Source organism: Streptomyces spororaveus (assembly GCF_016755875.1).
GTDB classification, from domain to species: Bacteria; Actinomycetota; Actinomycetes; order Streptomycetales; family Streptomycetaceae; genus Streptomyces; species Streptomyces spororaveus.
In genome coordinates, this window is the sequence record NZ_BNED01000005.1 from 2,629,852 (window position 1) to 2,642,500 (window position 12,649).

The following is a 12,649-nucleotide window of genomic DNA, read 5'->3' on the forward strand; positions in this document are numbered from 1 at the left end:
CTCGCCCCGGCATGGGGCCTCCCCGGCTCCGGGCTCCGGCCTGTGCGCCGGGCCCCGCCCCAGAGGGCGGCATCCTTACGCCGTCCGTCCTTGTGCCGGTCATCGTAGCCCCAGTCCCGAGATCGCCACACCCTGTCACCAAGATGTCACTGTGCACGAAGCAGAAACGTGGTGGGAGAGCAGAAGGTTCCCCGTTCACCGCCCTCCCACACCGCCCCGGGCACAGTGAGTCAGCGATCGTTGTCCGTCCGCTCTCCCCGCGATCACTTGCCGCGCATCCACTGCTCCATCACCGACAGCAGGTAGTCGGGATCGACCGGCTTGGTGACGTAGTCGGAAGCACCGGAATCGATCGCCTTCTCCCGGTCCCCCTTCATCGCCTTCGCCGTCAGCGCGATGATCGGCAGCCCGGCGAACTGCGGCATCCGCCGGATCGCCGAAGTCGTTGCGTACCCGTCCATCTCGGGCATCATGATGTCCATCAGCACGACCGTCACATCATCGTGCTGCTCCAGGACTTCGATGCCCTCCCGTCCGTTCTCCGCGTACAGCACGGCCAGTCCGTGCTGCTCCAGCACGCTGGTGAGCGCGAAGACGTTCCGTACGTCGTCGTCGACGATGAGTACCTTCTCGTCGTGGAAGTCGTACGTCCGGGGCACCACCGGAAGCTCATCCTCCGCGCTGCCCCAGCCATCCTCGGCCCCCACCACGTTCGGCTGGCCCGGCACCGCCGTACGCGGCTCCAGATCGCTCGGCGCCTTGCGCCGGCGCCGGAACAGCGCGGACCCGCCGCCCTGCCCCTGCCCTCCCGGCTCGGCGGCCGACAGCGCCGGCCGCACCGGCTGCGCCTGCACCGACGGTACGACCGCGGGCCCGGCCTGGTTTCCCGGCCGCGCCGGCCTGCCACCGTCCAGGGACCTGCGGTACAGCTCGCCGCGGGCACCGCCGGGGGTCGGCGGCGCGTACCCCTGCGGAGGCAGCTCGCTCGGGTGCAGCGGCAGGTACAGCGTGAAGGTGGACCCCCGGCCGGGCTCACTGGCCGCGTGGATCTCACCGCCCAGCAGCCGGGCGATCTCCCGGCTGATGGACAGCCCCAGCCCGGTACCGCCGTACTTCCGGCTCGTCGTCCCGTCCGCCTGCTTGAACGCCTCGAAGATCACCAGCATCTTGCTCGCGGCGATCCCGATCCCGGTGTCGGTGACCGAGAAGGCGATCAGGTCCGCGTCCGCCTCCCGCAGCGACCCGGCCTCCAGCAGCTGCTCGCGGATGGCCGCCGGCACATCGGCGCCGGCCGGCCGGATCACCAGCTCCACCGCCCCGCCGTCGGTGAACTTCACCGCGTTCGACAGCAGGTTGCGCAGCACCTGCAGCAGCCGCTGCTCGTCGGTGTGCAGGGTGGCGGGCAGCTCCGGGGAGACCCGTACCGAGAAGTCCAGGCCCTTCTCCGCCGTCAGCGGCCGGAAGGTCGCCTCCACGTAGTCCACGAGCTGGACCAGCGCGATCCGGGTCGGTGAGACGTCCATCTTCCCCGCCTCGACCTTCGACAGGTCGAGGATGTCGTTGATCAGCTGCAGCAGGTCGGAACCCGCGCCGTGGATGGTCTCGGCGAACTCCACCTGCTTCGGCGAGAGGTTGCCCTCCGCGTTGTCGGCGAGGAGCTTGGCCAGGATCAGCAGCGAGTTGAGCGGCGTCCGCAGCTCGTGCGACATGTTCGCCAGGAACTCGGACTTGTAGCGCATCGAGACCGCGAGCTGCTCGGCGCGCTCCTCCAGGACCTGCCGGGCCTCCTCGATCTCGGTGTTCTTCACCTCGATGTCCCGGTTCTGCTGGGCCAGCAGCTCGGCCTTCTCCTCCAGCTCCGCGTTGGCGGCCTGCAGGGCCTTCTGCCGGTTCTCCAGCTCGTCGGAGCGCTCGCGCAGCTGCTCGGTCATCTCCTGCGACTGCTTCAGCAGCATCTCCGTCTTGGAGTTGACGCTGATGGTGTTGACGCTCGTACCGATCATCTCGGCGATCTGGCTGAGGAAGTCCTTCTGGATCTGCGTGAACGGTGTGAAGGAGGCCAGCTCGATGACGCCGAGGACCTTCCCCTCGAACAGCACCGGCAGCACGATCACGTGCGCCGGCGGTGCCTCGCCCAGACCCGAGGAGATCTTCAGGTAGCCCGGCGGGGTGTTCTCGACGAGGATCATGCGCTTCTCCTCGGCGACCGCCCCGATCAGCCCCTCCCCCGGCCGGAAGGAGATCGGCATCTGACCGCCCGCGTACGCGTAACTCCCGCGCATCCGCAGCTCGTACGAGCCGTCCGCGCCCCCCTCCGTCCCGATCTCGGTGGTCCCGCCGGCCGGCAGCGCCAGGAAGAAGGCACCGTGCTGCGCGGAGACCACCGGGGTCAGCTCGCTCATGATCAGCGAGGCCACGTCGTCGAGCTCCCGGCGGCCCTGCATCAGGGCGGAGATCCGGGCGAGGTTGCCCTTGAGCCAGTCCTGCTCCTTGTTGGCCAAGGTGGTGTCGCGCAGGTTCGCGATCATCGTGTTGATGTTGTCCTGCAGGACCTGGATCTCGCCCGCCGCGTCCACGTCGATCTTCAGGTTGAGGTCGCCGCGGGTCACCGCGGTGGCCACGGCCGCGATCGCGCGCACCTGCCGGGTGAGGTTCCCGGCCATCTCGTTCACGGACTCCGTCAGGTCCCGCCAGGTCCCGTCGACGTCCCGGACGCGCGCCTGGCCGCCCAGGATGCCCTCGGTACCCACCTCGCGGGCCACCCTCGTCACCTGGTCGGCGAAGGACGACAGCTGGTCGACCATCGTGTTGATGGTGGTCTTCAGCTCCAGGATCTCGCCCCGGGCATCGATGTCGATCTTCTTGGTCATGTCGCCCTTGGCGATGGCGGTCGTGACCATGGCGATCTGCCGCACCTGACCGGTGAGGTTGGAGGCCATGAAGTTCACCGAGTCGGTGAGGTCCTTCCACGTCCCCGAGACGCCCGGCACATGCGCCTGACCGCCCAGCCGGCCCTCCGTGCCCACCTCGCGGGCCACCCGGGTGACCTCGTCCGCGAAGGACGACAGGGTCTTCACCATCGTGTTGACGGTGTCGGCGAGCTGCGCGACCTCGCCGCGCGCCTCGACCGTGACCTTCTTCGTCAGGTCGCCGTTGGCGACCGCCGCCGAGACCTGGGAGATGTTGCGCACCTGCGAGGTCAGGTTGTTGGCCATCAGGTTGACGTTGTCGGTCAGGTCCTTCCAGATGCCGGTCACCCCGCGCACCCGCGCCTGACCGCCCAGGATGCCCTCGGAGCCCACCTCACGGGCCACCCGCGTCACCTGCTCCGCGAAGGACGACAGCTGGTCCACCATCGTGTTGACGGTGGTGACCAGTTCGAGGATCTCGCCCTTGGCGTCGACGGTGATCTTCTTGGAGAGGTCGCCCATGGCCACGGCCGTGGTCACCTCGGCGATGTTGCGCACCTGGGACGTCAGGTTGTTCGCCATGAAGTTGACGGACTGCGTGAGGTCCTTCCAGGTACCGGAGACCCCCTTCACCTCCGCCTGGCCGCCGAGGATGCCCTCGGTACCCACCTCGCGGGCCACCCTCGTCACCTGCTCCGCGAAGTTCGAGAGCTGGTCGACCATCGTGTTGAGGGTGTTCTTCAGCTCCAGGATCTCGCCCCGGGCGTCCACGTCGATCTTCTGCGAGAGGTCACCGCGGGCCACCGCCGTCGCGACCTGCGCGATGTTGCGCACCTGCGAGGTCAGGTTCCCGGCCATGCCGTTCACGGAGTCCGTCAGGTCACGCCATACGCCGGCCACCCCGGGCACCTGCGCCTGGCCGCCGAGCCGGCCCTCCGTACCCACGTCCCGGGCCACCCGGGTCACCTGCTCGGCGAAGGCCGAGAGCTGGTCGACCATCGTGTTGATGGTGTTCTTCAGCTCCAGGATCTCGCCCCGGGCGTCCACGTCGATCTTCTGGGACAGGTCGCCCCGCGCCACCGCCGTCGTCACCTGCGCGATCTGACGCACCTGCGAGGTCAGGTTCCCGGCCATGAAGTTGACGGAGTCGGTGAGCTCCTTCCAGGTCCCGGACACCCCCTCCACCCGGGCCTGGCCACCGAGCCGGCCCTCCGTACCCACGTCCCGCGCCATCCGCGTGACCTGGTCCGCGAAGGAGGACAGCTGGTCCACCATCGTGTTCACGGTGTTCTTCAGCTGGAGCATCTCGCCGGAGACGTCCACGGTGACCTTCTGCGACAGATCGCCGTTGGCCACGGCCGTCGTCACCTGCGCGATGTTGCGCACCTGCCCGGTCAGGTTGCGGAAAGCGGTGTTCACCGAGTCGGTGAGGTCCTTCCACGTCCCCGCCGCACCCGGCACCTGCGCCTGACCGCCCAGCTCACCCTCGACGCCGACCTCACGGGCCACACGCGTCACTTCCGCACCGAAGGACGACAGCTGGTCCACCATCGTGTTGACGGTGTTCTTGAGCTCCAGCATCTCGCCGGCCACGTCGACCGTGACCTTCTGCGACAGATCGCCGTTCGCCACCGCCGTCGTCACCTGCGCGATGTCCCGCACCTGGGTGGTCAGGTTGCGGAAGACCGTGTTCACCGAGTCGGTGAGGTCCTTCCACGTCCCCGCCGCACCCGGCACCTGCGCCTGACCGCCCAGCAGACCCTTGGCCCCGACCTCGCTGGCCACGCGCGTGACCTCGTCCGCGAAGGTCCGCAGCGTCTCGGTCATCTGGTTGATCGTTTCGGCCAGCTGCGCCACCTCGCCGCGCGCGCTGACCCGTACCTTCTGCGACAGGTCACCGTTCGCGACCGCCGTCGTCACCTGCGCGATCCCGCGCACCTGCGCCGTCAGGTTCCCAGCCATGGTGTTGACCGAGTCGGTCAGGTCCTTCCACACGCCCGCGACCCCGGGCACCTTCGCCTGCCCGCCCAGCTCGCCCTCCGTACCCACCTCGCGGGCCACGCGGGTCACCTCGGAGGAGAAGGACGACAGCTGGTCCACCATCGTGTTCACGGTGTTCTTCAGCTGGAGCATCTCGCCGGCCACGTGCACCGTGACCTTGCGCGACAGATCGCCCTTGGCGACCGCCGTCGTGACGAGAGCGATATCACGCACCTGGGCGGTGAGCCGGTACGCCATCGTGTTGACGGAGTCGGTCAGATCCTTCCAGGAACCCGACATCCCGCGCACCTGGGCCTGACCACCGAGCTTGCCCTCGGTGCCCACCTCCAGCGCCACGCGCGTCACCTCGTCGGTGAACGCCGACAGCTGGTCGACCAGGTTGTTGACCGTGCGCCCGACCTTCAGGAACTCCCCGCGCAGCGGATGCCCGGCCCCCTCGGCCGCCTGCGTCCGCAGATCCATCCGCTGGTCCAGATCGCCCTCGGCCACCGCCGACAGCACCCGGCCCACCTCGGACACCGGCCGGGCCAGATCGTCCACCAACTGGTTCGAGGCGTCGATCGCGGCCGCCCAGGAGCCCTCACAGGCACCCGTTTCCAGCCGTTCGCTCAGCTTGCCCTCGCGGCCCACCATCCGCCGCACCCGGGACAGCTCCCCGGTCAGGTGGAGATTACGGTCGGCGACCTCGTTGTAGACGGCGGCGATCTCCGCCATCACGCCCTCGCCGGACACCGTCAGCCGCTTGCGGAAATTCCCGTCCCGCATCGACACCAGGGCCGTGAGCAGCCGGTTCAGAGCGGCGGTATCGACCTCCGTCGTGCCACTGCGCCGGGAACGCCCGCCCTTCGGCCGCGTTCCCGTACGCCGCACCGCTGCGCCAGACTCCACCGTGTCCCTCCCGAAAGGGTCGACCACTTTTCCACCGGACGCCTGACTCGTGCCTCGTGACAAGCCGGCTCTGCAAGCCTGCCCAGTGTTTCACCCTGGCCGAACACGGCCATAACACTTCGGCACCATCGCATACCCGCCGTACCCTGCGGGTGGAATCCCCGACGACGGCACCATGCCGACCGCGAAGGTAAGTAACCTGGCACCCGATGTCCAACCGCGTCGAAGGAGACTCGTGATCACGGCACGGGCGGCTGCCAGCTTCGATCCCCTCGGGCGCTCGGTCGCCGCCGCCCGCGGGTTCGTCCGCGACACCCTGCACGGCTGGGGCTTCGCGGACATCGTCGACGACGCGGTGGTCCTCACCAGCGAGCTCGTCACCAATGCCGTGGTCCACGCCGGCACCCGGGCCGAGGTCCTGTGCCTGCGCGCCGACGGCGGCGTACGGGTCGAGGTCGCCGACCGGTACCCGGAGCGCGAGCTCCCCCTCCAGCACCCCGGCGAACGCCCCTACGCCGACCCCGACCGCGAGAACGGCCGCGGCCTGATGCTGTGCGCCGCCCTCGCCACCCGCTGGGGCGTCGAGTACACCGCCACGCACAAGCACGTGTGGTTCCGCCTCGACCTGCCAGACCGGCCGGTCGGTACCCGCTCCGCGGGCCCCGTGGTCCCCGACCAGCTGCTGCCCCTGGCCGACAGCCGGGTCCGCGTCGCCGTCCTCCAGATCGACTCGGCCGACTCCATCTCCGCCTGGAACGAGGACGCCGAGCACATCTTCGGCCACCCCGCCGAGAAGGCACTCGGCCGCCCGCTCGCCGAGCTCGCCGCCTGGCCCCAGACCCCCGGCACCGGAACCGGCATCGCCGAGGCCCTGCGCCTGTCCCGCTGGGAGGGCAGCTACGGCGTCCGCGGCGCCGACGGCCGCGTCATCCCCGTCTTCGCCTCGCACCTGCGGGTCCGCGACGCCCACGGCGAACCGTCCATCGTCTGCCTCCTCGTCCACGACGACGAGCGCGCCCTGCTCCAGACCCCGGTACGGGTCCCCGCCTCCGACAGCGGCCACTTCACCGAGGCCCGCCCCACGGACCCCTTCGAGGTCTTCATCGGCTCCCCGGCCCCCGACGACCTCGACGGGCTCCTCCAGCGCACCGTGGAGCGCGCCCGCGACCTCCTCGACGCCGACTCCGCCTTCCTGCTGCTCGCCACCGACGACGAGACCGAGCTGGAGGTCCGCGCCACCACCGGCCTGCCCTCCACCCGCCAGCGCTTCGCCCGCGTCCCCGTCGAGGCGGGCACCAACCGCTACGGCTCCGCCCGCATGCCCGCCGTTCACGACGACCTGATCGCCTCCCCCGGAGCCGTCCCGCTCCTGGAGGCCACCGGCATGCGCTCCGCCGTCACCGTCCCCCTCAAGGTGGAAGGCCGTCTGACCGGCTCGCTCGGCGTCGCCGCCGAAACCCCCGGCCGCTACTCCAACGAAGAGGCCCTCCACCTCCAGTTCGCCGCCGACCGCATCGCCCTCGGCGAACTGGAACGCCTGCGCCGCGGATCCCTCTCCTTCCTCGTCGAGGCCTCCGACCTGCTGGCCGGCACCCTCGACCGGGACCAGACCCTGGCCCTCATGGCGCAGATGACCGTCCCGACCCTCGCCACCTGGTGCGCCGTCTACACCATCGCCGACCAGTCCTCCGACCCGTACCTCTCCTACGTACTCCACGAGGACGAGGAGCGCATCGACGGCCTCAAGGAGCTGCTCTCCCAGGTCAGCATGCCCGAACCGGTCCGCGAGGCCGGCGCCCGCCCGTGGCCCGAGGCGACCGCCGCGGTCGGCGGCGAGACGGTGGTCCTCCCCCTCCTCGCCCGCAACCGCGTGATCGGCATGCTCACCCTCGGCAAGCCGCGCGAGGAGCACTTCCGCCAGGAGATCCTCGAACTCGCCGAGGACCTCTCCCGCCGGGCCGCCCTGGCCCTCGACAACGCCCGCCTGTACTCCGAGCGCACCGCGATCAGCCGCTCCCTGCAGCGCAGCCTGCTGCCGCCCGGCTCCCCCGCGATCCCCGGCATGGAGGTCGAGGTCATCTACCGCGCGGCCGGCGAGGGCAACGAGGTCGGCGGCGACTTCTACGACGTCTTCCCCATCCGCGACGGCGCGTACGGCTTCGCCATCGGCGACGTCTGCGGCACAGGACCCGAGGCGGCCGCCGTCACTGGCCTGGCCCGGCACGCGCTGCGCCTGCTGGCACGCGAGGGCCTCGGCGGCCCGGCCGTCCTGCAGCGCCTGAACGCGGCCATCCTCGACGAGGGCGCCCGAAGCCGCTTCCTCACCCTCCTCTACGGCGAGCTCCACCCCCAGCCCGACGGCGGCGCCCTGATGAAGGTCGTCTGCGCGGGCCATCCGCTCCCGCTGCGCCTGCGCCCGAACGGCCAGGTCGACGCGGCCGCGGACCCGCAGCCGCTGCTCGGTGTGATCGACGACCTGGACCTCTACGAGCAGACCCTCACCCTCGACCCCGGCGATGTGCTGCTCTGCGTCACGGACGGCGTGACCGAACGCCGCGAGGGCACCCGCATGCTGGGCGACGACGGCCTCGCCGAGGTCCTCACCACGTGTACGGGCCTCACGGCGGGCGCGGTCGCCTCCCGCGTCCTGCGCGCGGTGGAACGCTTCGCCGCCGAACCGGCGTCGGACGACATGGCGATCCTCGCCTTCCGCGTCCCGGAGCAGCGCACGGGCGAGTAGCCGGCCCGTGAAAGCGGGCTCGGCGTGTGCCGAGCCCGGATTCAGGGATTCAGGGGAGTACGAGTCCGCCGTCGGCGGTACGGGTCCGTCGCCGGCCGGCTCTCATTCCGGACGGGCAGGTGTGATCCGGCGGGTGGCGGAACGCAGAGCGAAGGCCATCACCAGCTCGAAGACGCCGAGCAGGACGAGCCAGAGCCCCAGCAACCGTGTCAGGGCCACAGCGGAGTCCACCGGGAAGCAGAGCACGACGATTCCGGCGACCGCGCCGAGAGCGCCGAGGCCGAACTGCAGGCCCCGGTGCACGAGCGTATGGTCCGCGATCGCGGTGTACGCCGCGAGCACTCCGGACAGCAGCCAGAACACGCCGATGATCAAGGACAGTGCGCCGATCGTCTGCATCGGATGACGCAGCACGAGGACACCGGCCAGGAACGCGAGCATGGCGATCAGGACGCCCGCCAGTCTGCTGCCGCCGTCCCTGCTGTGCCCGAAGGCGGTGACGAAGCGGAAGGCACCCGCCACCAGGAACTGCAGACCAATGATGACGGCCAGGATGTGCAGGGTCTCGTCGGGCCAGACGAGGATCAGGATGCCGGGAATCAGGGTCGCGAGGGCGAAGCCGAGTGCCCAGTGCCACGTACTGCCGACATGCTTGAGCATGTCCTCGGGGTCGCCCTGCGTGTGCTTCGGTGCCGCTGCGTCGGGGGGTACGGTCATCACGCCTCCTGGGCCAGCCGAGCGACCCGTGGGGGCACCTCGAAGCCGCCGGACGTCCTTATCTGCCCTTCACATCCATGGTAGGCAGCTCTCCTGCGACCCGCCCCTCCGGCCGTGCGGCGGGCCCGGCGGGCAGGCCGGCGCCTGAAAACAAAAAAGGCCCCCGCCAATAGGCGGGGGCCTTTTCAAGTGGAGCCCTTTAACGGAATCGAACCGTTGACCTTCTCCTTACCATGGAGACGCTCTACCGACTGAGCTAAAAGGGCGGGTTGTTCGGCGGCGTCCTACTCTCCCACAGGGTCCCCCCTGCAGTACCATCGGCGCTGAAAGGCTTAGCTTCCGGGTTCGGAATGTAACCGGGCGTTTCCCTAACGCTATGACCACCGAAACACTATGAAATTTGAACACGCTGGCATGGACACAGCTGTTCGTTATTTCAGAACTAACACAGTGGACGCGAGCAACTGAGGACAAGCCCTCGGCCTATTAGTACCAGTCAGCTTCACCCGTTACCGGGCTTCCACATCTGGCCTATCAACCCAGTCGTCTACTGGGAGCCTTACCCTCTCAAGGAGGTGGGAATACTCATCTTGAAGCAGGCTTCCCGCTTAGATGCTTTCAGCGGTTATCCCTCCCGAACGTAGCCAACCAGCCATGCCCTTGGCAGGACAACTGGCACACCAGAGGTTCGTCCGTCCCGGTCCTCTCGTACTAGGGACAGCCCTTCTCAATATTCCTACGCGCACAGCGGATAGGGACCGAACTGTCTCACGACGTTCTAAACCCAGCTCGCGTACCGCTTTAATGGGCGAACAGCCCAACCCTTGGGACCGACTCCAGCCCCAGGATGCGACGAGCCGACATCGAGGTGCCAAACCATCCCGTCGATATGGACTCTTGGGGAAGATCAGCCTGTTATCCCCGGGGTACCTTTTATCCGTTGAGCGACGGCGCTTCCACAAGCCACCGCCGGATCACTAGTCCCGACTTTCGTCCCTGCTCGACCCGTCGGTCTCACAGTCAAGCTCCCTTGTGCACTTACACTCAACACCTGATTGCCAACCAGGCTGAGGGAACCTTTGGGCGCCTCCGTTACCCTTTGGGAGGCAACCGCCCCAGTTAAACTACCCATCAGACACTGTCCCTGATCCGGATCACGGACCGAGGTTAGACATCCAGCACGACCAGAGTGGTATTTCAACGGCGACTCCACAACCACTGGCGTGGCTGCTTCAAAGTCTCCCACCTATCCTACACAAGCCGAACCGAACACCAATATCAAACTGTAGTAAAGGTCCCGGGGTCTTTCCGTCCTGCTGCGCGAAACGAGCATCTTTACTCGTAGTGCAATTTCACCGGGCCTATGGTTGAGACAGTCGAGAAGTCGTTACGCCATTCGTGCAGGTCGGAACTTACCCGACAAGGAATTTCGCTACCTTAGGATGGTTATAGTTACCACCGCCGTTTACTGGCGCTTAAGTTCTCAGCTTCGCAACCCCGAAAGGTCACTAACCGGTCCCCTTAACGTTCCAGCACCGGGCAGGCGTCAGTCCGTATACATCGCCTTACGGCTTCGCACGGACCTGTGTTTTTAGTAAACAGTCGCTTCTCGCTGGTCTCTGCGGCCACCCCCAGCTCACGGAGCAAGTCCGATCACCAGTGATGGCCCCCCTTCTCCCGAAGTTACGGGGGCATTTTGCCGAGTTCCTTAACCATAGTTCACCCGAACGCCTCGGTATTCTCTACCTGACCACCTGAGTCGGTTTAGGGTACGGGCCGCCATGAAACTCGCTAGAGGCTTTTCTCGACAGCATAGGATCATCCACTTCACCACAATCGGCTCGGCATCAGGTCTCAGCCTTAATGAGGGACGGATTTGCCTACCCCTCGGCCTACACCCTTACCCCGGGACTACCACCGCCCGGGCTGGACTACCTTCCTGCGTCACCCCATCGCTTACCTACTACAAGTCTGGTTCGTCGGCTCCACCACTTTCCTTTCCCCGAAGGGTCCGGAACGGCTTCACGGACTTAGCATCGCCTGATTCGATATTGGGCGTTTCAAAGCGGGTACCGGAATATCAACCGGTTGTCCATCGACTACGCCTGTCGGCCTCGCCTTAGGTCCCGACTTACCCTGGGCAGATCAGCTTGACCCAGGAACCCTTAGTCAATCGGCGCACACGTTTCTCACGTGTGTATCGCTACTCATGCCTGCATTCTCACTCGTGAACCGTCCACAACTAGCTTCCGCTGCTGCTTCACCCGGCACACGACGCTCCCCTACCCATCACAGCGGGCGTTGGCCCTATTGCTGCAATGACACGACTTCGGCGGTACGCTTGAGCCCCGCTACATTGTCGGCGCGGAATCACTTGACCAGTGAGCTATTACGCACTCTTTCAAGGGTGGCTGCTTCTAAGCCAACCTCCTGGTTGTCTCTGCGACTCCACATCCTTTCCCACTTAGCGTACGCTTAGGGGCCTTAGTCGATGCTCTGGGCTGTTTCCCTCTCGACCATGGAGCTTATCCCCCACAGTCTCACTGCCGTGCTCTCACTTACCGGCATTCGGAGTTTGGCTAAGGTCAGTAACCCGGTAGGGCCCATCGCCTATCCAGTGCTCTACCTCCGGCAAGAAACACACGACGCTGCACCTAAATGCATTTCGGGGAGAACCAGCTATCACGGAGTTTGATTGGCCTTTCACCCCTAACCACAGGTCATCCCCCAGGTTTTCAACCCTGGTGGGTTCGGTCCTCCACGAAGTCTTACCTCCGCTTCAACCTGCCCATGGCTAGATCACTCCGCTTCGGGTCTAGAGCGTGCAACTCAATCGCCCTATTCGGACTCGCTTTCGCTACGGCTTCCCCACACGGGTTAACCTCGCTACACACCGCTAACTCGCAGGCTCATTCTTCAAAAGGCACGCAGTCACGACTGTATGTGCAAGCACATACAGCGACGCTCCCACGGCTTGTAGGCACACGGTTTCAGGTACTATTTCACTCCGCTCCCGCGGTACTTTTCACCATTCCCTCACGGTACTATCCGCTATCGGTCACCAGGGAATATTTAGGCTTAGCGGGTGGTCCCGCCAGATTCACACGGGATTTCTCGGGCCCCGTGCTACTTGGGAGATTCTTAAGCAAGCCGCTGATGTTTCGTCTACGGGGGTCTTACCCTCTACGCCGGACCTTTCGCATGTCCTTCGACTACATCAACGGTTTCTGACTCGCCGACCGGCCGGCAGACCGATCAAAAGAATTCCCACAACCCCGCATGCGCAACCCCTGCCGGGTATCACACGCATACGGTTTGGCCTCATCCGGTTTCGCTCGCCACTACTCCCGGAATCACGGTTGTTTTCTCTTCCTGAGGGTACTGAGATGTTTCA

The 12,649-nt window shown here is 66.6% G+C and carries 3 protein-coding genes, 1 tRNA gene and 2 rRNA genes (1 of these 6 cut by a window edge); 1 reads left to right on the plus strand and 5 read right to left on the minus strand.

The genetic code is table 11. The annotated features are described in order from the left end of the window. Nucleotides 1-263: 263 nt before the first annotated feature. Complete coding sequence (locus tag Sspor_RS13960; RefSeq protein ID WP_202199440.1) at nt 264-5,798, minus strand: HAMP domain-containing hybrid sensor histidine kinase/response regulator; 5,535 nt, start codon at nt 5,796-5,798, stop codon at nt 264-266. 175 nt (nt 5,799-5,973) lie between these two features. Between Sspor_RS13960 and Sspor_RS13965 the strand changes: the two genes are divergently transcribed. Next, nucleotides 5,974-8,538, plus strand: coding sequence for a SpoIIE family protein phosphatase (locus tag Sspor_RS13965; RefSeq protein WP_237403861.1), 2,565 nt, complete (start codon nt 5,974-5,976; stop codon nt 8,536-8,538). A 102-nt stretch (nt 8,539-8,640) separates the two neighbouring features. On the opposite strand, the gene Sspor_RS13970 is transcribed toward Sspor_RS13965, so the two are convergent. The 4 genes from Sspor_RS13970 to Sspor_RS13985 form a co-directional block, all read right to left on the minus strand. Continuing rightward, on the minus strand, nt 8,641-9,255 hold the full coding sequence (locus Sspor_RS13970) for an HdeD family acid-resistance protein (protein WP_202199442.1): 615 nt from the start codon (nt 9,253-9,255) through the stop codon (nt 8,641-8,643). Nucleotides 9,256-9,445: 190 nt separating this feature from the next. Next, nucleotides 9,446-9,521 (minus strand) — tRNA-Thr (locus Sspor_RS13975). Nucleotides 9,522-9,526: 5 nt separating this feature from the next. After that, a 5S ribosomal RNA gene (gene rrf, locus Sspor_RS13980) occupies nt 9,527-9,643 on the minus strand. Between the two features lie 78 nt (nt 9,644-9,721). Beyond that, a 23S ribosomal RNA gene (locus tag Sspor_RS13985) occupies nt 9,722-12,649 on the minus strand (it continues 195 nt past the right edge of the window).

Coding starts and splice junctions, on each gene's coding strand:
- Sspor_RS13965 (WP_237403861.1), top strand. CDS start 5,974: ATGCCGACCGCGAAGGTAAGTAACCTGGCACCCGATGTCCAACCGCGT.
- Sspor_RS13970 (WP_202199442.1), bottom strand. CDS start 9,255: ATGACCGTACCCCCCGACGCAGCGGCACCGAAGCACACGCAGGGCGAC.